At 38.6% G+C, this 22,624-nt stretch carries 26 protein-coding genes; 18 read left to right on the top strand and 8 right to left on the bottom strand.

Annotated features, from left to right (window positions below):
* The first annotated feature begins 299 nt into the window (after positions 1–299).
* Positions 300–479 (top strand): aspartyl-phosphate phosphatase Spo0E family protein, encoded by a 180-nt coding sequence (locus H9648_RS02050; protein ID WP_191752113.1) that lies wholly within the window; start codon positions 300–302, stop codon positions 477–479.
* A 78-nt stretch (positions 480–557) separates the two neighbouring features.
* Complete coding sequence (locus H9648_RS02045; RefSeq protein WP_191752658.1) at positions 558–914, top strand: HesB/IscA family protein; 357 nt, start codon at positions 558–560, stop codon at positions 912–914.
* 52 nt (positions 915–966) lie between these two features.
* On the opposite strand, the gene H9648_RS02040 is transcribed toward H9648_RS02045, so the two are convergent.
* From H9648_RS02040 to H9648_RS02030, 3 genes are all read right to left on the bottom strand, one after another.
* Positions 967–1,128, bottom strand: a complete 162-nt coding sequence (locus tag H9648_RS02040) for a hypothetical protein (protein ID WP_191752112.1) — start codon at positions 1,126–1,128, stop codon at positions 967–969.
* A 139-nt stretch (positions 1,129–1,267) separates the two neighbouring features.
* Positions 1,268–1,441: a hypothetical protein gene (locus tag H9648_RS02035; protein ID WP_156499195.1), complete on the bottom strand. Its 174-nt coding sequence runs from the start codon at positions 1,439–1,441 to the stop codon at positions 1,268–1,270.
* A gap of 80 nt (positions 1,442–1,521) precedes the next feature.
* Positions 1,522–2,499, bottom strand: a complete 978-nt coding sequence (locus H9648_RS02030; RefSeq protein ID WP_191752111.1) for an NAD(P)/FAD-dependent oxidoreductase — start codon at positions 2,497–2,499, stop codon at positions 1,522–1,524.
* Positions 2,500–2,873: 374 nt separating this feature from the next.
* On the opposite strand from H9648_RS02030, the gene H9648_RS02025 reads away from it, so the two are divergent.
* The 5 genes from H9648_RS02025 to H9648_RS02005 all read left to right on the top strand — a co-directional run bounded on the left by H9648_RS02025 (position 2,874) and on the right by H9648_RS02005 (position 6,193).
* Entirely contained in the window at positions 2,874–4,073 is a 1,200-nt protein-coding gene (locus H9648_RS02025) for an NAD(P)/FAD-dependent oxidoreductase (RefSeq protein WP_191752110.1), read from the top strand.
* Between the two features lie 77 nt (positions 4,074–4,150).
* A complete protein-coding gene (locus H9648_RS02020) occupies positions 4,151–4,639 on the top strand; it encodes an NUDIX domain-containing protein (RefSeq protein WP_191752109.1) in 489 nt (162 codons plus the stop codon).
* Between the two features lie 224 nt (positions 4,640–4,863).
* Complete coding sequence (locus H9648_RS02015; protein WP_171005383.1) at positions 4,864–4,995, top strand: YuiA family protein; 132 nt, start codon at positions 4,864–4,866, stop codon at positions 4,993–4,995.
* An 81-nt stretch (positions 4,996–5,076) separates the two neighbouring features.
* The gene (locus H9648_RS02010; RefSeq protein ID WP_191752108.1) at positions 5,077–5,400 is read left to right on the top strand and encodes a YuiB family protein; all 324 of its coding nucleotides are present in this window, start codon (positions 5,077–5,079) and stop codon (positions 5,398–5,400) included.
* A 118-nt stretch (positions 5,401–5,518) separates the two neighbouring features.
* Positions 5,519–6,193 carry a 3D domain-containing protein gene (locus H9648_RS02005; protein ID WP_191752657.1) on the top strand — a complete coding sequence of 225 codons (675 nt, stop codon included), beginning with the start codon at positions 5,519–5,521 and terminating at the stop codon, positions 6,191–6,193.
* Positions 6,194–6,207: 14 nt separating this feature from the next.
* Here the strand turns inward: H9648_RS02005 and H9648_RS02000 are convergent, their stop codons facing one another.
* Positions 6,208–7,038: a cobalamin-binding protein gene (locus tag H9648_RS02000; protein ID WP_191752107.1), complete on the bottom strand. Its 831-nt coding sequence runs from the start codon at positions 7,036–7,038 to the stop codon at positions 6,208–6,210.
* A 13-nt stretch (positions 7,039–7,051) separates the two neighbouring features.
* Complete coding sequence (locus H9648_RS01995; protein WP_191752106.1) at positions 7,052–7,534, bottom strand: divergent PAP2 family protein; 483 nt, start codon at positions 7,532–7,534, stop codon at positions 7,052–7,054.
* Between the two features lie 112 nt (positions 7,535–7,646).
* Here H9648_RS01995 and H9648_RS01990 point away from each other — a divergent pair, with 112 nt between their 5' ends.
* From H9648_RS01990 to H9648_RS01975, 4 genes are all read left to right on the top strand, one after another.
* Entirely contained in the window at positions 7,647–8,024 is a 378-nt protein-coding gene (locus H9648_RS01990) for a DUF309 domain-containing protein (protein WP_191752105.1), read from the top strand.
* A gap of 81 nt (positions 8,025–8,105) precedes the next feature.
* Positions 8,106–9,593, top strand: a complete 1,488-nt coding sequence (locus tag H9648_RS01985) for a leucyl aminopeptidase (RefSeq protein ID WP_191752104.1) — start codon at positions 8,106–8,108, stop codon at positions 9,591–9,593.
* Positions 9,594–9,743: 150 nt separating this feature from the next.
* Positions 9,744–11,063, top strand: a complete 1,320-nt coding sequence (locus tag H9648_RS01980; RefSeq protein WP_191752103.1) for a Na+/H+ antiporter family protein — start codon at positions 9,744–9,746, stop codon at positions 11,061–11,063.
* Positions 11,064–11,155: 92 nt separating this feature from the next.
* Positions 11,156–11,305 (top strand): hypothetical protein, encoded by a 150-nt coding sequence (locus tag H9648_RS01975; protein ID WP_191752102.1) that lies wholly within the window; start codon positions 11,156–11,158, stop codon positions 11,303–11,305.
* A gap of 49 nt (positions 11,306–11,354) precedes the next feature.
* Here the strand turns inward: H9648_RS01975 and H9648_RS01970 are convergent, their stop codons facing one another.
* Positions 11,355–12,524, bottom strand: a complete 1,170-nt coding sequence (locus H9648_RS01970) for a CapA family protein (protein WP_318243471.1) — start codon at positions 12,522–12,524, stop codon at positions 11,355–11,357.
* Positions 12,525–12,627: 103 nt separating this feature from the next.
* Here H9648_RS01970 and kynU point away from each other — a divergent pair, with 103 nt between their 5' ends.
* From kynU to H9648_RS01950, 4 genes are all read left to right on the top strand, one after another.
* A complete protein-coding gene (kynU, locus tag H9648_RS01965; protein WP_191752101.1) occupies positions 12,628–13,899 on the top strand; it encodes a kynureninase in 1,272 nt (423 codons plus the stop codon).
* Positions 13,900–13,911: 12 nt separating this feature from the next.
* Positions 13,912–14,538 carry an arylformamidase gene (gene kynB / locus H9648_RS01960; protein WP_191752100.1) on the top strand — a complete coding sequence of 209 codons (627 nt, stop codon included), beginning with the start codon at positions 13,912–13,914 and terminating at the stop codon, positions 14,536–14,538.
* Between the two features lie 156 nt (positions 14,539–14,694).
* Positions 14,695–14,997 (top strand): hypothetical protein, encoded by a 303-nt coding sequence (locus H9648_RS01955; protein WP_191752099.1) that lies wholly within the window; start codon positions 14,695–14,697, stop codon positions 14,995–14,997.
* Positions 14,998–15,003: 6 nt separating this feature from the next.
* On the top strand, positions 15,004–16,134 hold the full coding sequence (locus H9648_RS01950) for a conserved virulence factor C family protein (protein ID WP_191752098.1): 1,131 nt from the start codon (positions 15,004–15,006) through the stop codon (positions 16,132–16,134).
* A 69-nt stretch (positions 16,135–16,203) separates the two neighbouring features.
* Here the strand turns inward: H9648_RS01950 and H9648_RS01945 are convergent, their stop codons facing one another.
* Positions 16,204–17,088, bottom strand: a complete 885-nt coding sequence (locus H9648_RS01945; protein ID WP_191752097.1) for an alpha/beta fold hydrolase — start codon at positions 17,086–17,088, stop codon at positions 16,204–16,206.
* A 1,074-nt stretch (positions 17,089–18,162) separates the two neighbouring features.
* Between H9648_RS01945 and H9648_RS01940 the strand changes: the two genes are divergently transcribed.
* From H9648_RS01940 to yugI, 3 genes are all read left to right on the top strand, one after another.
* Positions 18,163–19,545: a class II fumarate hydratase gene (locus H9648_RS01940; protein ID WP_191752096.1), complete on the top strand. Its 1,383-nt coding sequence runs from the start codon at positions 18,163–18,165 to the stop codon at positions 19,543–19,545.
* A 229-nt stretch (positions 19,546–19,774) separates the two neighbouring features.
* Entirely contained in the window at positions 19,775–21,691 is a 1,917-nt protein-coding gene (gene asnB, locus H9648_RS01935) for an asparagine synthase (glutamine-hydrolyzing) (protein WP_191752095.1), read from the top strand.
* An 80-nt stretch (positions 21,692–21,771) separates the two neighbouring features.
* On the top strand, positions 21,772–22,191 hold the full coding sequence (gene yugI, locus H9648_RS01930; RefSeq protein WP_066397183.1) for a S1 domain-containing post-transcriptional regulator GSP13: 420 nt from the start codon (positions 21,772–21,774) through the stop codon (positions 22,189–22,191).
* Positions 22,192–22,232: 41 nt separating this feature from the next.
* Here the strand turns inward: yugI and H9648_RS01925 are convergent, their stop codons facing one another.
* Positions 22,233–22,469, bottom strand: a complete 237-nt coding sequence (locus H9648_RS01925; protein WP_191752094.1) for a DUF378 domain-containing protein — start codon at positions 22,467–22,469, stop codon at positions 22,233–22,235.
* Positions 22,470–22,624 lie beyond the last annotated feature (155 nt).

Raw genomic sequence — 22,624 nt, 5'->3', positions numbered from 1 at the left:
ATTTTTCAAATGAAATGTTCGGATGATGTACACAATTTTTTAAGAGATAGGCTTAGAACGACACTCTCTCTTTACCAAATTTATACGAATACTTATGTATTATGAAAATTCAATACATGTCTTAATTGCATAATCATTATAATCCTATTCAAACGGTACGACAAGGGAAGCTGCTTTTTACAGGTAGGTTGTATGTAAAAAGTTTTGTTTTTTTTACGAGTGACTCATTGTCTAATAAATAGAAAAAATGTAAAATAAAAGGAACGGATATGTTGAAAACAAAGAGTGGAGTGACAAAAATGAAAGCCACAATACGTGCCACTAGACTTGAGAAGATCGAACAATTAGAGGCATTGCGTAATAAAATGATACAGGCGGCGAACGCGTTAGGTCTGCAGCATCCCATGGTGCTAAATTATAGTAGGAAAATTGATGAGACACATAATAAGATCATGGAGATGCAGCAAAGAGATAATTAAATTAAAGCCGATTCCTTGAGGGCTTATTTAAGAGTCGTTATACTATAGATATAGATCCTTATTAGAGGAGTGATCATGATGATCGTTGAAATAACAGAAAGTGCAGCGAGCAGAATTAAAGAGATGCTTGCTGATGAAGAAGATCAAAATCAATTTCTCCGTGTAGCAGTTAAAGGCGGAGGATGTACAGGTCTTTCTTATGGTATGGGTTTTGATAGTGATAAGAGTGACTCTGATCAAGAAGAGATTATTGAAGGAATTCGTGTAGTAGTGGATGAAGAAAGTGCGAAAGTCCTAAAAGGAACGGTTGTTGACTTTAAACAGAACATGATGGGTGGAGGGTTTACGATTACAAACCCGAACGCAATTGCGTCATGCGGCTGTGGATCATCATTCCGTACAGCTTCAAACGCTGGAACACCAGAAGAGTGTTAACATAACCAAAAAACTCCTGCCTCTAGAAAAAGAGGCGGGAGCTTTTTTGTATTTAAAGAATATTAAAGATAAAAAGTACGCCAAGGATATCTGATAAAACAGCAGCACTGATAAGTAAAATTTTTTTTTGTTTTTGTTGCTCTCTTAAACCAATTGGCATCAAAAAGGTACCTAGTATAAAGAAAACAATTCCGAGTATTAAGTTAGTCTCCATTATGTATATCTCCTTAACTAAAAAAGGATAAAAGAAAACCCGGCGCGCCAACACCGGGTAAAAATTCATATCAGTCAGCGGCACTTGTCCGCCTCACAAACAATCATAACAGATAGGACGTTTGCTATCCATAAGCAATTTATTCCACCGTGTATTTTTCTAAGTCTTGCAATAACTCTGTTAAACGTGGAAGTTCTCTTTTCGTATCTTCTAGAAAGGATTCGTCTGTGATATGTAACTGATTGATAATCCTTTGCATCTCTTGAAGGCAATCAGCGACATGCATTTCTTCTTCAGTAAACTGTCTGTTCATTTTCACTTTCTCCTTTTTAACAATAGGTACTTGATAAAAAAATGAAAAGGCGCAGGAGCTTTCCCCACGCCAACTTAAGTTTAGAATAAGCTTGTGCTATGCAAAGGTTGAGTCTTCGCGTTTGGATCGATATAGGATTTAGCATTGTTAATTGCTGTAGGCGCTTCTCCGAAACCAGAAGCGATCAACTTTACTTTGCCATCGTACGTACATACATCACCAGCCGCATAAATCCCTTTTATATTTGTTTCCATTTTGGAATTTACAACAATTGAATTCTTTTGTATATCTAAGCCCCACGTTTTAATTGGACCGAGAGATGAGACGAAACCATAGTTTACGACAACAGCATCCACTTCAACCGTTTCTTTAACATCCCCATTTTCTAAAACAACGGCCGAGATCGTATCCCCATCACCGATCAACTCTTTTATTTGATAAGGTGTTTTAACAGCAACTTTTGAATTCATCAGTTGCTCAACACTATGTTCGTGTGCACGAAACTTATCGCGTCTATGGGTTAAAGTAATTTCTGGACAGATAGGTTCAAGCATTAATGACCAATCAAGAGCAGAATCTCCTCCGCCACAAACTAATACACGTTTTCCTGCGAATGCGTTCAGATCGTTCACAAAATAATGCAGATTTTTGCCTTCGTATTGTTGAGCCGTCGCTAGTTCTAAACGGCGAGGTTGAAATGCACCTACGCCAGCCGTAATTAATACTGCCTTACTGTAATGAACATTTTTATCTGTTGTTAATTCAAAGATCTCTTCATTTTTTTCAACGTTTTGAACGGATTCCTCTAAGACCACTGTTGGGTTGAACTGCATCGCTTGCTCTTTCAGGTTATTAACGAGATCTTGAGCAAGTACTTTGGGAAATCCGGCAACATCATATATGTACTTTTCAGGATAAAGAGCAGATAACTGACCCCCAAGTTGAGGCATGCTCTCAATGATTTTCACCTTCATCTGACGCATGCCACCATAGAATGCTGCAAACAAGCCTGAAGGTCCTCCGCCAATAATTGTGATATCGTAAATTTCTTTTGTCATAACTTTCACCTCTTCTAGATTTATGACTGATGAACATGGAATATGTTCTGACCAGAACGTGCTATCTCACATTTTACATTCTTGAAGGAAGCCCAAAGTCCTCTTTTTGTTTGTAGATTTTGACAATCGAAACAATGATAAGAAGAGCAGACTCCATAAGAATTTGAAACATCATCATATCGAAAAAAGGGTTGAAAAAACAAGAAAAAAGGAATAAGATGAGGGTGTATGGTTAAAAAATGTCGAAATTTCGAACGTTTTTTGCATTTATTTATATCTTATTACGTGAAATATATCACAATCTATTCCTTTCCATCATATTTAATGATTGAAAAGGTCAAACTAAAAAAAATGAGAACTGGAAGTGAATTAAAATGAGTAAGCCAAAAATTCTAATATTAGGCGGCGGCTACGGCGGAATCATGTCAGCTGTACGTTTACAAAAAGAGCTAGGTTCTGACGAAGCTGAGATCACGTTAGTAAATAAGCACAACTATCATTACCAAACAACGTGGCTTCATGAGAATGCAGCGGGAACTTTGCATCATGACAAAACACGTATCATGATCGATAACATTATCGATATGAACAAAGTGAATTTTGTTCAAGATACAGTTAAAGAAATCAAGAAAGATGAAAAGCTAGTTATCTTAGATAATCAAGAATTAACATACGACTACTTAATTATTGCGCTTGGTTCTGATCCTGAAACGTTCGGTATCCAAGGTCTTAAAGAAAATGCATTCAGTATTCGCAGCATCAACTCTGTTCGTAAAATTCGCGAGCATATTGATTATTCTTTCGCTCGTTACAATAACGAAGGACAACCTGATGAACTTATTACAATCGTAGTAGGTGGAGCTGGATTTACAGGAATTGAATTCGTAGGTGAACTTGCTGACCGTGTTCCTGAGCTTTGCCGTGAGTATGATATTCCTCGTGAAAAAGTTCGAATCGTAAACATTGAGGCTGCTCCAACAGTACTTCCTGGATTTGATGAAGAACTTGTTGAGTATGCGATCAATAACCTAGAACGTCGTGGCGTTGAATTCCTTGTAAGCACACCGATCAAAGAGTGTAATGAAGATGGTGTAATTCTTGCAAATGGTGAAGAGATCAAAGCTTCTACAATCGTTTGGACGGGTGGAGTTCGTGGTAACCATTTAGTTGAAGAAGCTGGATTCGAGACGATGCGCGGACGTGTTAAAGTCGACAAAGATCTTCGCATGCCTGGATTTGATTATATTTTTGTTGCAGGAGATTGTGCACTTATCATCGATGAGGAAGCAAACCGTCCATATCCTCCAACAGCTCAAATTGCTATTCAACAAGCTTACACAATTGGCCGTAACATCAAAGCATTGATGAACGGTGGAAAGCTTGAAGAGTTTAAACCTGATATTAAAGGTACAGTTGCGTCCCTAGGTAAAGGTGAAGCGATTGGTAAAGTCGGAAACAAGAAATTATTCGGTGCAACTGCATCTGCAATGAAAAAAGTAATTGATAACCGTTACCTGTTCTTACTAGGTGGGGTACCGATGGTTATTAAAAAAGGTAAATTAAAACTGTTTTAATGGATAATGGTAAACTAAGAGCAGAAGCGTAAAGCTTCTGTTCTTTTTTATTACATTGAGAAAGGCGAGCGTGCTAAATGACGAAAAAAGACAGAGGAAACGTATGGCTTGCAGCGGCTGGCCTACTGATCGACGAGGATGGAAAGTGGCTTGTCGTGAAAAAGAACTATGGTGGCCTTAAGGGGAAATGGTCCATACCGGCTGGCTTTGTAGATGCAGGAGAAACGGTTGACGAGGCTGCTGTTCGTGAAGTTTATGAAGAGACAGGCATCGTTGGAGAAGTTAGTACAATACTTGGTATACGCTCAGGGGTTATAAAAGAAACAATTAGTGATAATATGGTTGTGTTTTTATTAAAAAAAAAGCAGGGAGATCTATCACAGCATTCAAGTGAAATTGAAACTGCTGCGTTTATGATGCCTGAAGAATTAAGAGCAGATCCGGATACTTCTCTAATGATTCATTACTTTATGGATAGAAAAGTGAAGTTTTTAGAAGATAAAATCAATCCTGGAGACGTATTTGGTTATACCACTTATAAGATTATGGATTGTAGAAAAGAGTAGGCAGGTTTTACATATAGAGAAAGTTTCGATCGGGGCCTTCAGTAAAGCTCTGATTATTTTTATAGAAAGAATAACAAAAATGTACGAAATATTCTGAAAATTAAAGAATGTTTATGATGATGACGCTTACATTGAGATATTTCGCTTTAAAACCGGTTTTTCAATTCTTTATTTCCTTGTTATTATTATCTGAAAATTTAAACAAAAAAAGGGAGTGTTACAACATGAGAAAACATGCGATTCAGAAAAAACATGATCAATGTCCATACTGTGAGGGAAAAGGTTATTTTCAGCTCTTGCTTGGAGGATCTGAAACGTGTGTGGAATGCTGCGGAAGCGGCAAAAAAAGAGCTTAGAACTGTAACGCTCTCAAACACGATTGACGTATATGCCCCCGTTTAGTAAACTAACTTCAGATATATGGGGGTGTCTACATCATGGATTTGCTATTGCCGCAATTCATTATTTCAATGTTGCTTTTTATGGTTCTGTTCTTTGGAATCGGTTTCTTGTTTAACATGCTCTTACGTGCTACTTGGTTTATGGTTATTCTATACCCAATAGTCGTCATAATGATTGTAGATGACATTCGTTTTTTCGAGTATTTTACTAAGCCAGGTACGAGCTTTCAATTACTTGGAAGTGATCTTTTAAATTTATCTGCATCAGATATTACGATACTTGCATTCGGATTGATCGGTGCGATTCTATCCGGAGTTGCTATTAAGATGCTTCGAGTACGCGGTTATCAGATGTTTTAAAAAGCCCCTCTTATAGGGGTTTTTTTATTTGCACTTTTTTTCCTTTTATTTCAAACGGGTATACATAACAACCAGCCGGGGAAGGAATAGATAGGAGAGGAGTGGACAATTTTTGTTGATTTTAAGAAAAATTGTAAAGCGAACCACGATCGTTATCCTATTTATATGTGCTGTATTTACAACATTTCGTTCCATTTCTGGTGTAGAGGCAGATGATCTAGCGACTTGGTTAGATGAAAAACAATCAGACAACAAGATTGTTGAGACGACACTTAGTATTTTAACAGAGTCTTTAAAGACTTTGCCTACCATTTATAAGCCTAACCTCTTGCTTTCATCTGCTGAGGTGAAACAGCGATCTCTTGAAGATGAGATGAACCTAACTCGATATCCTTCTGTTCATGTGACAGCAACAGGCTACACGGCAGGTCAGGAGAGTACAGGTAAGTCGAAAAGTCATCCTGCATACGGAATCACTAAATCAGGTTTAAAGGTAAGAAGAGACCTTTATTCTACCATTGCAGCAGATCCTGCAGTTTTTCCGATCGGTACGGTTCTATGGATTCCCGGATACGGATATGGAGTAGTTGCAGATACGGGATCAGCCATTAAAGGGAACAGGTTAGATCTATTTTATAACACGGTAGAAGAAGTGTATAAAAAGTGGGGCAAGAAGAATATTGATGTGTATATAGTCGAGCGCGGAGACGGAAAGCTTACAGAAAATGAACTGAATGATCTAAACGAAGAAAAGTCCATGCAAGTGTTTAGGCAGCAATACTTATATAAATGATAGAAGCTTCAGGTTTACGTGACCTGAAGCTTTTTTATGTAGCTCTCTTCTTCCTCTGGTAAGAAAACAGGAAAATCATTCGGATGTATAAGAGCAGCTAATCGTTTCATACCGATGATTAATCGTGGTGATGGACGGCAGAAGAGGGACTCCTCAAGTTTGAAGATCTCAGTACGAAGATCAGCCTCCAAATGGTCCCAGCCCTCTCGCTTTTGAATATGTGAAATCTGCATCTTATCTGTTTTGACACCGACCCAAACCATTCCTATGATTTCTGGCTTACGGTGAACCACGTCTTCCCACGATGTTTGTACACTTGCCAGTTCTACGTCTTGAAACAAGTTTTCTCCTCCAGCAAGATAAGCGATCTCTGTAAGCCAATTCACTTTACCTGGCGTAAAGATAGGCTTTGGCCACCATTCAAAATATACTTTTTTTCTGTCTTTTATCGAGTTGCTTATTTTCTCGTATTGATTGATCTCATTCTTCATCCATTCAGTTACCTTTTTAGCTTCTGCCATCTTATTAGTTCTTTTGCCAAGATCGAGCAGATCATTTTGGATATCAGTAAGACTTTGTGGATTATAAATGACATGTGGTATACTGCGACGTTCTAATTCCTCTATGTTTTTCTCCATTCCAGGTACACTTAAACTAGCTAGTACAAGATCAGGCTCTAGAGATTGAAGTTTATCCATGTCAATCGATAGATCTGGACCTAATCTCGGAAGTTTTTCGATATCCTTTGGCCAATCTGAAAAGTCATCGACTCCGATCAACTCTGAAGTTAATCCTAAATAATGCAACAATTCGGTGTTACTTGGGCAAATTGATATGATTCTCAAAGAGAAGAACCTCCTATGATATGAACAACCATGACAAGAGTAATGTTTGAAGAATTCCAAGAAGTCCGCCAAAAAACACTTCACTAGGACGATGTCCAAGAAGTTCTTTTAATTCTTTTCTTTGTTCTTCCACCTTTTTTTCTTGAAATCTCTCTGATTCCCTCACATGGTTTCTGAATTCTTCTACTAAGTCATTCAATACGGCTGCTTGTTCTCCTGCATGCCAACGGATACCTTTTGCATCGTACATGACGATGATCGCAAACATGGCAGCGATGGCGAAGAGAGTTGAACCCATTCCGTGTAAGGCTCCAACGGCGGTAGCTAAGGAAGTAACAGAAGCTGAGTGTGAACTAGGCATTCCTCCTGTACTAATAAATAACTCCCATCTAATTTTTCTAGTATGATAAAAATGGATAGGGATTTTTAAGAATTGTGCAGAAAATACACCAAGTAAAGCTGCTATTAATGGGAAATTCAATAGAATATCTGGCATGAGGATTATCCTTTCAATAGGGTGGTTTATAGTATGGCTGTTTTAGATAGTTGTTACCCGATTTAGGACTAGTTCAATCTTTGCGTAACATGGATTGAAGGAGGAAACAAGAATGGAGTATTTTCCGGAGGAGTATTATGAATTCTTCATTGTTTTTAATGATGGAGATTATTACACAGGTCACGATCTATTAGAAGAAGTGTGGCTCACTGACCGCAGTAATCTCTTTATTAAAGGGTTGCTACAGATGACGGTCGCTCTTTATCATTATGAATATGGAAACCTTAAAGGAGCTAGACAAATGATGAGAGTGGCTGAAGAGTATCTAACTCCGTATAAACCAATTCATTGGCAGTTGAATGTGGAGAAAGTACTATTATTTATTGAACAATGTCTTAAAGTCATCCCTAATGATCTAAACAGAGTGGAATTTGAAGAAGTTGTTCAACTGCCTGTTCTTCCAAAGCTTTATTTGAATTTAGAAGAATAAAGCATCGTGAATTCGAAATATTCTAAAAGAAAGAGTATAATGAGATGCAGAGCTTTATAACGAATAAGGGGGAACTTTAACATGTTTACGATCAAACAACTTTGGAATACTAGCCAACAAGAAGAAGTCCTACTGGTCGGTTTATTTCAAGAACCAAAACTTACTGGTGTAATGGCAGATATGGATAAGGAATTAAGTGGAACAATTACTGATCTTATAAAAGAAGGGGATCTTTCAAATCGCCTAAAAAGCATAAAAAAGCTTAATACACTTGGTCAGCTCGGCACGAAAAGAGTTTATTTTGCAGGTCTAGGAAAGCGTGAAGATTTTTCTTATGACAAGGCTAGAAGCACGTTCGGAAGAGCAGTACAAGAAATCACTAAAGAAAAGAGAACACACTTCTCTATATTGCTGGATACGTTCCATACAGACCAGCTTTCAATCGAAAAGCTTGCCCATGCTTTTAGTGAAGCAGCGGGTATAGCAGTTTATAAATTTGAAGACTACAAAAAGAAAACGAATGAACCTCAAAAGCGGTTAGAATCTGTAACTGTTTATACAGAAAACAGTAAGGCTGAAGCTGGGCTGACGAGCGGGTTTGCTTATGGTAAAGGTATTAACCTTGCTCGAGATCTTGTGAACACACCTGCGAATCTTCTTACACCTACAGATCTTGCCGCTGAAGCAATTGATGTGGCGCTCGAATATGGCATGGAATATGAGATCCTTGAAAAAGAAGACATGGAGAAGCTAGGAATGGGAGCGATACTTGCAGTAAGTAAAGGTTCAGATCAGCTTCCTAAATTGATCACGGTAAAATATCAAGGTGGGAAAAAGGAAGATTCTTATGTAGCTTTAGTAGGAAAAGGGTTAACCTTTGATGCGGGAGGTTATTCCATTAAACCTGCTCTAAACATGCATGAGATGAAAAGCGATATGGGCGGAAGTGCAGCAGTATTGGGAGCGATGGAGGCGATCGGCCGTCTGAAGCCAGAAATCAATATCATGTTTGTGATTCCATCCTCTGAGAACTTGATCAACGGAGAGGCTATGAAGCCAGGAGACGTGATCACTTCACTGAGTGGAAAGACTATTGAAGTTCGAAACACGGATGCAGAAGGGCGTCTCATACTAGCTGATGCGATTACGTATGCAAAGGAACAAGGTGCTAAATATATTGTGGACGTTGCTACCTTAACTGGCGGAGTGGTCGTTGCACTAGGAGATTGTACAACTGGTGCTCTAACAAACAATGAAGAGTTCTATGAACATATTAAGCAATCAGCAGCGGATGAAGCGGAATTATTGTGGCTCCTTCCAAGTTTTCAGCCATTTAAAGATATGTTAAAAACAAGTGATGTTGCAGATCTTAACAACTCAACAGGCAGACTTGGTCATGCGATTACGGGTGGATTGTTTGTAGGTGAGTTCGCTGAAAATACGCCTTGGGTCCATTTGGATATAGCAGGTACCGCCTATTCTGGAAAATCCACAGAGTTAGGTCCTAAAGGAGCAACTGGTGTTATGGTTCGAACACTCGTTAACTTTGTAAGAAATTTTAAAGCTTAATAGGAACGATGAAAACTGGTTCTCACTGTTGAGAGCCAGTTTTTGTTTTGTGTTTGACAAATCCCCTTTATCCATGTTAATTTGTTAAAGGTTTAACATATTAGTGATTTAGCGAAATAAAGCGATAAAGTTACTTGAGGAGGAAATGTAATGAATGCTGTGGTATTAGCGGTAGCTGTTATGCTAGTACTTAGCCTTTTGCGTATACATGTTGTTGTAGCCTTGCTAATCGGAGCCTTAGTTGGCGGATTTGTAGCAGGAATGGGTTTAACAGAAACCATAACAGTATTTACTGAGGGGTTAGGATCGAATGCAGTCATCGCATTAAGTTATGCGTTATTAGGAAGTTTTGCCGTTGCGTTATCTCGCACAGGTCTTCCTAAACTGATGGTAGAAAAAGCAATCGTCTTGGTCGGAAAAGAAGGAGAATCTAAGAAGAAGTCATTATCGAAAGTACTTATCCTATTTATCATCCTTATGATTTCTTCATTCTCACAAAATTTAATTCCTGTTCATATTGCGATCATTCCGATTTTTATTCCACCATTGCTGCACTTTTTAAATGAACTGCAGCTTGACCGCAGGTTAGTTGCAACTGTCATCACTTTCGGATTGGTCACACCTTACATGTGGTTTCCAGTAGGGTTCGGAGGAATCTTTCATGAGATTCTTCAAACAAACATGAAAGATAGTGGACTATCTGTAAAGATGGATCAAATTCCTGCTGCGATGACGATTCCATCTCTAGGAATGATTGTTGGTCTGTTGATTGCTGTCTTTATTACGTATCGTAAACCACGTCATTATGAAGATAGAACGACAGGAATGACAAAAACTGATGATATATCTTATACAGGTCGTTCGATCTTTGTAGCTGTTTTAGCTATTGTAGCTACATTGTTTGTACAACTACAAACCGATTCAATGATTTTCGGAGCTTTATCAGGGATAATCGTTCTGTATTTCAGTGGACAGTTAAAGTTAAATACTTCAGATGCAATATTAACTGATGGTATGAAAATGATGTCGTATATTGGATTTGTTATGATCTCTGCCGCTGGTTTTGCAGCCGTGATGCGCGAGACAGGGGAAGTGGAAACATTGGTTAAAGACAGTGCTGCTTTCATCGGAAACTCGACGGCTCTTGGCGTATTGTTGATGTTAGTTATCGGATTGCTCGTAACGATGGGAATCGGCTCTTCGTTCTCTACGATTCCGATCATAACAACCATTTTTGTGCCATTAGCTGGAGAATTAGGATTAAGTGTTATGGCGACAATCGCCTTGATTGGTACAGCCGCCGCTTTAGGTGATGCGGGTTCTCCTGCTTCTGACAGTACACTAGGTCCTACTTCTGGTCTGAATGTGGATAATCAGCATAATCACATCTGGGATACATGTGTACCGACATTTTTGCATTACAACATCCCATTGATTGCTTTTGGATTTATTGCAGCGATGGTATTATAACGATTCCATTTTGTAGAGACAGATTCTAAGAATCTGTCTCTTTTATTATTTTTACGAAAAATACACATGCTAAAAAAAAGGAGGGAAAGACCATGACTAAACGTAAACACTCTTGGGATGCAGCGAAGAAAAATAACTCAACACCAACTGAAAGCATGACGAATGTAGAGTTTTCTGATGAAAAATTTAGCGATGAATTACCAAAAAGAGATACCCAAAGCCCAAGATCAAAAGGAAAGTAAAAGTACGCTGACTCCTAAAAAAGTAGGAGTCAGCTATTTTTATGCACGATTATTCAAAAAAAGTAAGTTCGGGAACCCACTGCTTCATATGTGTTTTTATTTCTTCATAAGATTTTTTCATTGCAGGTAAGTCTTTCATAGGTTGAATTACAAAAGGTCCATCTACATAGGTTGGCAGAAATTTCGGTTCTGATAATTCGATGGTTTTTTCCGATCCTTTTTGCCGTTTTGTTACCTTAAGCTGAACGATTCCACCGATGTCTTTATATTCCCGTCTCTGACCAGATAAGAAATTCCCAAGAGAATAGGCTACGAACGTTTTTGAACCGTCACTTGCGGTCTCCCATTTTATAGGCTGCAGAACATGCGGGTGGTGACCGATAATGATGTCTCCGCCGGCTTCGGTTACTACTTTTACGATATTTTTTTGAAACTCATTCGGCATCCTTTCATACTCGTTTCCGAAATGAAGAGATACCACATTAACATCAGATAACTTTCTAGCCTCATTAATGTCTCGTTTGATTCTCTCTACTTCGATCAGATTGACAAGATGATTCTTGCCTGTAGGTACAGGGATTCCGTTCGTTCCGTATGTATAACTCAAAAAGGATAACGTAATGTCATTTCTTTTGATCAGTCTGATATTCTGTCTGTCTTTGTCCGTTAAATATGAACCGGTGTACATCACATCTATTTGGTTCCAATAGTTCAAGGCACTTACGATCGCTTTTTCTCCACGGTCAAGTGTATGGTTATTTGCTAACGTAACAAGATCAACACCGTTTGCTTTTAAAGCATCACCTACTTCATGAGGTGAATTGAACGAGGGATAAGATGATAGGCCAAGCTGTGTACCACCGATCATTGTTTCTTGGTTAGCTATCGTAATATCAGGCTCGGTTAAATATGATTTTACTGAGGTGAAGTTACGATTAAAATCATAGCCTTTTGCTGTTTTAGCTTTATTATAGACCGTATCATGAATCAAGATGTCACCAACTGCAGCAAGTGAGAGGTCTGTTGTTTTTTCTTCAGGTTCCGGAGAAATCGGCTCTGTCTTTATTTCCTTAGGCTCAGATGTATTTTCTTGTTTCGGTAGCTTTTTTTCTTCTACCGTTTGTAAATCTGCGTTATTATACATATATATAAATGCGATTGTCGAAAAGAATACGACTATAATACCTGTGAACCACCAAAGACGTTTCAGTGGTAACACCCCCTTTCTGTCTATCATAATGGAAGAAGAGGGGATATGTATATGTCAAATTACTCTGTATTGAAAACGGTTTCAATTCTTGCATTCGGGAGGAAAGTACAAAATGAGACAAATCACAGTGCAAACAGTAGACCTTATGGACCAAAATGATGAACTGGCTTCTTTTAAAAAAGAGTTCTATACAAAGGATGAATCGATCTATCTAGATGGAAACTCGCTAGGTCTTCTATCTAAACGTGCAGAACAATCCTTGCTTGATGTATTAAATGACTGGAAAGAGCATGGGATCGACGGATGGATGGGTGGTAAATACCCATGGTTTACTCTAAGTGAAAAACTAGCAGAAAAGCTGTCTTTACTAGTTGGAGCTGAAGAGAAAGAAGTAATCGTAACAGGTTCAACTACCGTAAACCTTCATCAATTGGTAGCTACTTTTTTCGAACCGAAAGAGGGAAGAACGAAGATATTAGCAGATGAACTTACTTTCCCTTCTGATATATACGGATTGCAAAGCCAGTTGAAATTAAAAGGGTTAAATCCTGCGACTGATCTGCTTCAAGTAGGGAGCAAGAATGGCTTAACGCTTGATGAACAAGATATTATCGATAGGATGACAGATGATGTAGCGCTTATTCTACTTCCTTCCGTTCTATACAGAAGCGGACAATTATTGGATATAGAACGTTTAACGCGTGAAGCACATAAAAGAAATATACCGATCGGATTCGATCTTTGTCATTCGATCGGAACTCTTCCTCACGAACTAAGTAAATGGGGGGTTGATTTTGCATTTTGGTGCAATTACAAATATGTAAATGCTGGCCCTGGCGGAGTCGGCGGATTGTATGTCAATAAAAAGCATTTCACGAAAACGCCTGGGCTATCCGGCTGGTTTGGTAGCAAAAAGGAAACACAGTTTGATATGGATCACCATTTTGATGCGGAGAATTCTGCGGGTGGTTTCCAGATTGGAACACCGCATATGCTGAGCACAGCACCATTGATCGGGTCGCTATCTATTTTTGAGGAAGCTAAGATCGACCGCATTCGTACGAAATCTTTAAAGTTAACGACTCTGCTCATGGACTTGTTGAATCAAGAGCTTGAAAACGAGTTTAGGATCGTAAATCCACTGGACGACAAAAGAAGAGGCGGGCATGTTGCTCTTATGCACAACGATTCTGCTAGAATTTGCAAGGCATTAAAAGACAATGGCATCGTTCCGGATTTTAGAGCACCTAACATTATTCGTTTAGCTCCTGTGGCACTGTATAATTCTTATCGTGATGTATTTGAAGCAGTCCAAATCTTAAGCAAAATCATGAAGAATCGTGAATATGAGAAGTATGAAAATAAGAGAGAAGTTATTGCATAAGGAGTTGCCAACGTGAAATTATTTGATATATCCATGCCTCTTTACAACGGAGTACCGGGATGGCCAGGGGATACACCGTATCACTTCGATCTTGCTTGGACGAAAGAAGATTCTGGTTCTGTAAACGTTGGGAAAGTGGAGATGAGCACACATACCGGTACACATATTGATGCACCTTATCACTTCACGAATAGCGGAGAAAGGGTAGGGGGCTTGCAGCTCGATTTATATGTAGGACGAGCGATCGTTATCGATGTGACGAATGCTAAAGAGATAACGGCTGAAACAGTGAAAGATAAACTGCAATCTTGGACAAAACGAGTTCTGTTCAAAACAAGATGTTGGACAGATCGGTCTGAGTTTCCAAAACAGATCGTGCCCATCTTACCAGATGCAGTTAAACTGTTTAGCGAGTGCGGAGTCGGCTTGGTCGGTGTAGATATGCCTTCCGTTGATCCACTAGATAGCAAGGAGCTAGGTGCACATCATGCTCTTTATGAGCACAACATTCATATACTAGAAGGACTGGTATTAGATGAAGTAACTGAGGGTGAATACGAGTTGATCGCACTTCCACTTTCGCTTGACGAGGCTGATGGAAGTCCTGTGAGAGCTGTTCTTAGAGAACTAGCAAAATAACATTCCAGATAAACAAACACGAAATGATGTGTTTGTTTTTTCTTTTGTATTAATAATTGATGAAGGTATCCTGTGTTATTAAAGTAAAACCTGCTTTTTTGAGATTTTACCTATTGTTCCTTATAATAGATAAGAGATATTACTTGGAGGACAGCTATGTACAAATATGGATTTACTAATTATTTTGAAGGAAGCTTACATTTTACAGGGCATGATGTGGTGCAAGTTGGCCCGTGGACAAATGTAGATATTTCTTTTGAGATAGATAACCTTGAGATTTTTCCTGAAGGACTCAGTGAGCCAAGTGCGTTAGCTGTCTATGATGGAAATGGTGAACTGCAAGAAATCATTGCTCACGATGAGGGTGTTGATTGTGAATATAAGTTCACGGATAAGGAAAAAGAACAGATTAACGAATATCTGCTAAACATAGATTTGAAACACGAAAATGAGGAGTGAGTGAAAATGAAAATTACAGGTATTGAACCAACTCCAAGTCCAAATTCAATGAAGATTAACCTAACAGAAACTCTGCCGGGATCTGAACGTTACAACTACAAGAAAGATGAAGCTGAGAATGCTCCAGAATTTATTCAGGAGATCCTTAAAGTGGATGGAGTGAAAAGCATCTATCATGTTGCAGACTTTATTGCATTAGAACGAAACCCTCGTGCAAAATGGGAAGATGTACTCGCGGGAGTTAGATCCGTTTTTGGTCAAGAAGAAGAGCTGGATACTTCTGATCAACAAGCTCAGCAAGAAGATGAGATAAAAGAAATTACGGTTCTTGTTCAGATGTTCAGAGGACTTCCTATGCAGATCAAACTTAAAACCGAACAGGAAGAAAGACGAGTAGGACTTGCTGAGCGATTTGCTAAAGCTGCACTAGAGGCTCAAGATTCTTCCGATAACCTTGTTATGGAAAGACAATGGGAAGACCAAGGAGTTCGTTATGGTACATTTGAACAAGTAGGCAGTGAAGTAGCCGAAGAGCTATCAGCAGTCTATCCTCAGGAACGATTAGATCAATTAGTAAAACAAGCATATAGCACAAACACAGAACAAGAAGTTGAAGTCGAAACACTTTCCACCTCAGAAGTAGCGAAACAACTTCGCGACTCAGATTGGCAGACTCGTTATGCCGCATTAGAAAGAATAAACCCATCTATTGATGATGTAATGGTACTAAAACAGGCTCTTAAAGATGAAAAACCTTCTATAAGACGCTTGGCTGTCGTCTATTTAGGAATGATTGAGGATGAAGCTGTGTTACCGCTCCTATACTTAGCTCTCGAGGATAAGAATGTTTCGGTAAGACGTACAGCAGGTGATGCATTATCTGATTTAGGGAATGCAAAAGCAATCCCTGTCATGTGTGATGCATTATCCGATAAAAATAAACTAGTAAGGTGGAGAGCCGCGCGCTTCTTATTTGAAGTTGGAGATGAGACAGCACTTCCTGCTTTAAAAGCAGCTCAAGATGATCCTGAGTTTGAAGTATCTCTACAAGTGAAAATTGCGATCGAACGGATCCAAAGCGGTGAAGAAGCAGCTGGTACAGTGTGGCAACAGATGACGAAGAGCCGCGAACAATAAAAAAGAGGTTGGGCCTGTAGAGGACATGGGGCTCAGCCTCTTTTACTATTTTTAAAACATCAGGTATGATCAAGATGTTTCTTGTTGAAAATCAGTTCCTTGAGTGATTCCTTGCTCAATAAATCGTGTGATTTCACTGCATATTTCTTGGGGCTTTTCTTCCATCAGCAGATGTCCGCATTTTTCATAAACGATAAGTTCAGCGCTAGGTAGATCATGTTTTAAACGATAACCTGTTTTAACTGGCATCACTTTGTCCTCTTTTCCCCATAACATCAATACGGGCTGTTGAATCTGATTTAAATCCTGTGAGCACATATCTCCTTCTCGTTGACGTAATAGCCTGACTAAAGAATGGATGAACGCTACTTCACTAATAGGTTTTTTATAACTTTCAATCATCTCTTCCGTAACCAGCTTTGAGTCATGTAAGACAGAAAGTAAATTTTCTTTTACATCTTTTCTCTGAATCCAATTGCGCATTCCCCAACTAAACAACGGCAAGTAGGAACATGCGATTAAAGAACGGCTTGCTCTTTTTACATACGAACAACAGCCAAGAAGGATTAATTTTTCAATTCGTTCTGGAGACTTCTTTGCTGCATGCATAGAGATTTGGCCGCCCATAGAATGCCCAATCAATATGGCGTTTTGAATGTTTAAAACGTCTAAGAAATCTATGATCAGTTGTCCATAGTTAGAAAGTTTGTAGACGAAACTCGTCGATTTTTCACTTTGTCCGAATCCTGGAAGATCAATAGACAGAACTTTATACGTCTTAGTTAAGTAAGGAAGCAGCTTTCTAAAACTAACCGTAGAAGATAAAAATCCATGTACGAGAACTACGACTTTCGCATGTGGATCTTCATGATCGAAGTATTCATAATAAATTTGAACATTATTAACATTGATTCGATATCCTGGATAATAATTGTGCTTTTCATCAAGAGCCATGAATGCCTTACCTCCGTCCGCAGAATTCTATGAGTAGTTTCACCAATCGAGCCACAAGATACAACGAGAAATTATTTCCTCTTTTTTTATTACTTTCGAAAAAATTTTGCATTCGTATAAAGTTACATTGATGCAGTTGATTTCTGCTCCAGGTTGCACGCTTTCCATGGGGCGATCGGTGAGCCCCTTGCCGCTTTGCGCCTTTAAGGGTCTCACCTGACCGCTCGTCCCATAGGAGTCGGCAACCTTACGCTCCAATCAACTTGCATAGAAGAAAGAGAAAAGAAAACATTCAAAACAGCCTTTTAAAACTTAAAAAAAGTAATGGAAAGCTAAAATTTGTGCGTTTGCCTCTATTCCTCTTTACCCACTTCGTACATATTTTAATAAGGAGTAAGAACGCATAAAGAAATAAGAGGAGGTAGCAGGATGGCATTTCCATATTATCCTTACTATACCCCGTATGCTTACGGAGCTTACGGTTATGGCGGCTATGGTTACGGTTGGATCTGGGCTGTAATAATTATAGTATTTATTCTCATCTTGATATTTGGTGGCTGGTGGTGGTGGAACACTAGAGACTAACAGATTAAGGCTTGGAGGTAGGGTCTTCAGGCCTTTTTTTGCTTAAGTATGGATGAACAGTTATGCGGGGATAATGAAAGAAAAAAATGGAGAGATGTTATGCATAGTCGACAAACAGTCCGCTATATATGTGAAGAATACGTAAGCGGTAACTGTTATTATTACAAAAGTGAAATCATTACACATGATAACTGGAAAAATCTTGACTCCCTTTCCTGGTCAAGGCCCCGTCCAATATCGGAAAAGACCTTTCTGAAACAGAAGAAAGCAGGGTTTAGAACTGAGCATAAGTATATAAAAAAAGAGCCTGCTGTGGTCGTTTCACTGCACAAAACAAAAACCGTCTAACATGGCGGTTTTTTTGTTTTGTAAATTTTTTTGTTAGACAAATTTATATGAATTACAAAATAAAAGCGATTTTTGGAAAAGGGTTACATTTTTTTTAAGAAGGGGATACAAGATATAAGGTTACTTAAGGAGGTAGAGATTTTGGATAAATTTCGAATTGCCAAAGATACGTTAGGTGAAGTAAGGGTCCCTGAAGAGGCATACTATGGAGCTCAAACACAAAGAGCGGTAGAAAATTTTCCAATCAGCGGTATTCGGTTACCGTTCTCATTCATAAAAGCACAAGCCATCATTAAAGCTAGCGCAGCATTCGCGAATAGAGAATGTAAGGCATTGAGTCATGAAAAAGCGAATGCCATTATTTCGGCAGCAGATGAGGTAGTTAAGGGAGATTTGAGAGATCAATTTGTTGTAGATGCCTATCAAGCAGGGGCTGGAACTTCTCAAAATATGAACATGAATGAGGTTCTAGCTTCACGTGCTTCTGAGATATTAGGTAGGGCAAAAGGTGATTATTCACTGGTTCACCCAAATGATGATGTGAATATGTCTCAATCCACCAATGATACCATTCCGACAGCTATACAAATTTCAGTTGCATCTGAACTTCAAGCGACTCTTTATCCTGCTCTAAGTCGCTTGATTCAAGTTTTAAAGGAAAAGGAAATAGAGTTTCACGAGATTATTAAAGCGGGCAGAACACATCTGCAGGATGCTGTTCCTATTCGACTAGGAAGTGAATTCAAAGGTTACAGAGGAACTTTAGAATCGGTTCAACATGCTTTGAAACACTCAGAAACTTTTTTATATGAACTAGGTTTGGGTGGAAATGCAGTAGGAACAGGAATAAATGCTCACCCTGATTATGCGGAACTTGCGATAAGACAGATCGCTCAGAAAACCAATCTGCCGTTTACAAAAAGTGATAATACATATGCTTTTATGCAAAACACGAATGCAGCGATTCGAGTAAGCGGCCACCTAAAAGAATTAGCTGTTCATCTTATCAAAATATCAAGTGACCTTAGATTGTTAAGCAGCGGCCCTCGAACAGGTTTTGCTGAAATCATGCTGCCCGCTGTTCAGCCAGGATCATCGATTATGCCAGGCAAGATCAACCCGGTCATATTAGAGAATATGTATATGATCTGTTCACAAGTAATAGGTAATGACGCATGTGTGTCCACAGCTGCAATAGGAAGTCAGCTAGAGATCAATGCAATGATGCCTGTCATCGGCTTTAATGTACTTCAATCCATCAAGATCTTAAGCAATGGAATGACGATATTTACTGAAAAATGTTTAAAAGACATCACAGCTAATGAAGAGAATATACAGAATTGGCTCGAGCAGAGCCTTTCACTAGTAACAGCGCTCAACCCTCATATTGGATATGAAAAAGCAGCAGCGGTAGCAAAAGAAAGTTTCGAGACAGGAAAGACATTAAAAGAAGTGCTGGTTACAAAAAAGATCTTAACTAGAGAAGAAGCTGACCGAATCTTAGATCCAAACTCAATGATTTAAAGTGATGTTGTAACTTTTAAATCGCTTTTCTCGACAAATATAGTACAGATTTCTTGTTTTTCATATTATTAACAAATAATTAGTGAAGATTGGAATTTACAGAGTTATAATAGAGAAGTTCATTCACATATAAAGGAAATTAAATAATATTCTGGAAAACCAATTAGTTAACTTGGTTTAATAAATGAAAAGTGGACATTTGAACTGTTTTTTGGGGAGGAACTTGAAAATGTGCGGTTTTATTGGATATATGTTAAACACGCCTGAGACGGTAGAACAAAAAGAAACTGAGCAATTAATCAATATGTCTAACATCATTACTCATCGAGGTCCAGATGATAGTGGTCATTTTGTAGATCAGTATGTTCGATTCGGTTTTCGCCGTCTGAGCATCATTGATATAGAAAGTGGTAAACAACCACTTTCATACGAAGATGATCGTTATTGGATTATTTTTAACGGTGAGATATATAATTATATTGAAATAAGAAAAGACCTAGAAGATAAAGGTTATGTGTTTAAAACCCATTCGGATACCGAGGTAATTCTTGCTCTTTTTAGTGAGAGAAGAGAAAAAGCCTTTACTGAACTTCGAGGGATGTTTGGCTTTTTAATCTGGGATAAAGATAAGAAAGAGCTTTATGGAGCAAGAGACCGTTTCGGAATCAAACCTTTTTTCTATCTTGAGGATGAAGAAGGACTTTACTGTGCTTCTGAAAAGAAAAGTATTAACGTTGTTAAAGAAAAGCAAGAAGTAGATGCTGAAGCACTTCATCATTATTTGACCTATCAATTCGTGCCAGAGCCAATGACTTTAACAAAGGGGATCAAAAAGCTTGAACCTGGCCATTATTTTGTGAAAAAAGCGGGCAGACCGATTTCTATTCAATCGTATTGGAAGCCTAGCTTTAAACCAAATAATATGACACTTGAAGAAGCGAAGAATGAAATTCGTTCTGTTATGCGAGATTCAGTAAAAGTTCATATGCGTTCTGATGTTCCTGTAGGGGCTTTCTTGTCTGGAGGAATAGATTCAAGTGCAATTGTCGCTTTAGCGAGTGAACTGCATCCATCGCTAAAAACGTTTACGGTTGGATTTGAAAGAGAAGGATTCAGTGAGATTGATGTAGCTGTTCAAACGGCTGCGGCATTAAACGTTGAAAATATCCACTATTTAGTTAAACCTGAAGAATTTATTAATGAGCTTCCAAAGATCATTTGGCATATGGATGATCCAGTGGCTGATCCAGCAGCTGTTCCCCTATATTTTGTTGCTCGTGAAGCAGCAAAACACGTGACGGTAGTTCTTTCAGGAGAAGGTGCCGATGAGTTGTTTGGAGGGTACAACATCTATCATGAGCCTCACTCATTAAGACATCTTTCTTCATTGCCGAAAGGTGTTGCAAAAGGGCTAGCTGCCATTGCGAGCGTCTTGCCTGAAGGTGTTAAAGGAAAGAGTTTTATACAGCGAGGAAGTATGACGATTGAAGAACGTTATATTGGTAATGCGAAAATGTTCTCAGAGAGTGAAAAAAGTAAGCTCTTAAAAGAATATCGTCCTGCTTATAATTACAAAAATGTAACTAAACCATTGTATGATCAAGCGAGAGCTTTTCACGATGTTCATAAGATGCAATATATAGATCTGCATACTTGGATGAGAGGCGATATTCTCGTTAAAGCTGATAAGATGACGATGGCTCATTCGCTAGAGCTTAGGGTGCCTTTCCTTGATAAAGAAGTATTCGATGTTGCTTCCCAATTGCATCCAAGCCTTACAGTAACGAATGGAACAACAAAATATGCACTAAGGGAAGCGATGAACGGAATCGTTCCTGATTCTGTGCTGCATCGCCGTAAGTTAGGATTCCCTGTTCCAATTCGACATTGGTTAAAAAATGAGATGTATGATTGGGCTAAGCAACTCATCCAAACGAGCCATACAGAACAATATCTTAATAAAGATGTAGTACTGAATCTTTTAGAAGGACACCGAGCTGGCAGAGGCGATTACAGCAGAAAAATATGGACAGTACTCATGTTCATGTTATGGCATCAAATAAATATTGAGAAAATGTATCACTTTGGTGAAGACCTCTCATCGAAACAAGATCAAATTCAAGAAATGATGGTATCAAGTCGATAGAACACACTCTTTATTAGTTTTGCTTGTACGATTTAGTTATGTTATACTTAACAGGTTAAAAAATAGTTAGGAGTGTTTTCATGAATTTTGAAGTAGGTAGCATTGTTGAAGGTAAAGTTACAGGCATTAAGCCTTTTGGTGCGTTCGTTGCATTAAATGATAATGTACAAGGTCTTGTACACATCTCTGAAGTTTCACATGGTTTCGTTAAAGATATTAACGATGCATTGAGTGTTGGTGACGTTGTGTCAGTAAAGGTTCTTTCTGTTGACGAAGACAGCAAGAAGATTTCACTGTCCATCCGACAAACACAGGAAGCTCCAGCTCCTGCACCTAAAAAAGAACGCCGCCCTGGTGGATTCAACAATAATAACAAAAAGAGCAACACAAACAATCAAGACGCTAACAAAGGTTTCAACACTCTTGAAGCAAAACTTAAAGATTGGTTGAAAGAGTCTACAGATCGTCAGGCTCAACTAAACAAGCGCCTTAAAAAGTAATAAAAAAACCTCTCGATCGAGAGGTTTTTTTTATATTCAAATTATACACGGTTATGTTCTGTATGACCTTCTCGGCTAAGTTCTTCGGAAGGTTTAAACAATAGTGTTAAACAGTAAAGACCAGAAAGACCTACTAGACCATAAACGATGCGGGCAAGAACAGCATCTTGTCCTCCAAAAATAGCAGCAACTAGATCGAACTGAAAGAATCCGATTAGACCCCAGTTGACAGCTCCAATGATAACTAATGCAAGTGCGAAACGCTGTAATCCACTCATTTAATTCCCTCCTCTTTGTAATATTTGAACAGCTTCTTTAGGGTGGCATTTAATGCCTATATTTATTCATTCCCTTATTTACTGGCATGAAACAAAGGAAAAAAAGACATGCTAGTATTCGGTAAGCTAATTACTTTACATTACATTTCTTGTCC

This window comes from Fictibacillus norfolkensis, from assembly GCF_014836645.1.
Classification (GTDB): Bacteria; Bacillota; Bacilli; order Bacillales; family Fictibacillaceae; genus Fictibacillus; species Fictibacillus norfolkensis.
Note: the sequence above shows the minus strand (reverse complement) of the source record. Positions and strands in the feature narration are given on the sequence as shown.

What these genes read in the sequence shown, in the direction of transcription:
- H9648_RS02050 (WP_191752113.1), top strand. Translation starts at nt 300, where the DNA reads ATGAAAGCCACAATACGTGCCACTAGACTTGAGAAGATCGAACAATTA.
- H9648_RS02045 (WP_191752658.1), top strand. Translation starts at nt 558, where the DNA reads ATGATCGTTGAAATAACAGAAAGTGCAGCGAGCAGAATTAAAGAGATG.
- H9648_RS02040 (WP_191752112.1), bottom strand. Translation starts at nt 1,128, where the DNA reads ATGGAGACTAACTTAATACTCGGAATTGTTTTCTTTATACTAGGTACC.
- H9648_RS02035 (WP_156499195.1), bottom strand. Translation starts at nt 1,441, where the DNA reads ATGAACAGACAGTTTACTGAAGAAGAAATGCATGTCGCTGATTGCCTT.
- H9648_RS02030 (WP_191752111.1), bottom strand. Translation starts at nt 2,499, where the DNA reads ATGACAAAAGAAATTTACGATATCACAATTATTGGCGGAGGACCTTCA.
- H9648_RS02025 (WP_191752110.1), top strand. Translation starts at nt 2,874, where the DNA reads ATGAGTAAGCCAAAAATTCTAATATTAGGCGGCGGCTACGGCGGAATC.
- H9648_RS02020 (WP_191752109.1), top strand. Translation starts at nt 4,151, where the DNA reads ATGACGAAAAAAGACAGAGGAAACGTATGGCTTGCAGCGGCTGGCCTA.
- H9648_RS02015 (WP_171005383.1), top strand. Translation starts at nt 4,864, where the DNA reads ATGAGAAAACATGCGATTCAGAAAAAACATGATCAATGTCCATACTGT.
- H9648_RS02010 (WP_191752108.1), top strand. Translation starts at nt 5,077, where the DNA reads ATGGATTTGCTATTGCCGCAATTCATTATTTCAATGTTGCTTTTTATG.
- H9648_RS01995 (WP_191752106.1), bottom strand. Translation starts at nt 7,534, where the DNA reads ATGCCAGATATTCTATTGAATTTCCCATTAATAGCAGCTTTACTTGGT.
- H9648_RS01990 (WP_191752105.1), top strand. Translation starts at nt 7,647, where the DNA reads ATGGAGTATTTTCCGGAGGAGTATTATGAATTCTTCATTGTTTTTAAT.
- H9648_RS01985 (WP_191752104.1), top strand. Translation starts at nt 8,106, where the DNA reads ATGTTTACGATCAAACAACTTTGGAATACTAGCCAACAAGAAGAAGTC.
- H9648_RS01980 (WP_191752103.1), top strand. Translation starts at nt 9,744, where the DNA reads ATGAATGCTGTGGTATTAGCGGTAGCTGTTATGCTAGTACTTAGCCTT.
- H9648_RS01975 (WP_191752102.1), top strand. Translation starts at nt 11,156, where the DNA reads ATGACTAAACGTAAACACTCTTGGGATGCAGCGAAGAAAAATAACTCA.
- kynU (WP_191752101.1), top strand. Translation starts at nt 12,628, where the DNA reads ATGAGACAAATCACAGTGCAAACAGTAGACCTTATGGACCAAAATGAT.
- H9648_RS01955 (WP_191752099.1), top strand. Translation starts at nt 14,695, where the DNA reads ATGTACAAATATGGATTTACTAATTATTTTGAAGGAAGCTTACATTTT.
- H9648_RS01950 (WP_191752098.1), top strand. Translation starts at nt 15,004, where the DNA reads ATGAAAATTACAGGTATTGAACCAACTCCAAGTCCAAATTCAATGAAG.
- H9648_RS01945 (WP_191752097.1), bottom strand. Translation starts at nt 17,088, where the DNA reads ATGGCTCTTGATGAAAAGCACAATTATTATCCAGGATATCGAATCAAT.
- asnB (WP_191752095.1), top strand. Translation starts at nt 19,775, where the DNA reads ATGTGCGGTTTTATTGGATATATGTTAAACACGCCTGAGACGGTAGAA.
- yugI (WP_066397183.1), top strand. Translation starts at nt 21,772, where the DNA reads ATGAATTTTGAAGTAGGTAGCATTGTTGAAGGTAAAGTTACAGGCATT.
- H9648_RS01925 (WP_191752094.1), bottom strand. Translation starts at nt 22,469, where the DNA reads ATGAGTGGATTACAGCGTTTCGCACTTGCATTAGTTATCATTGGAGCT.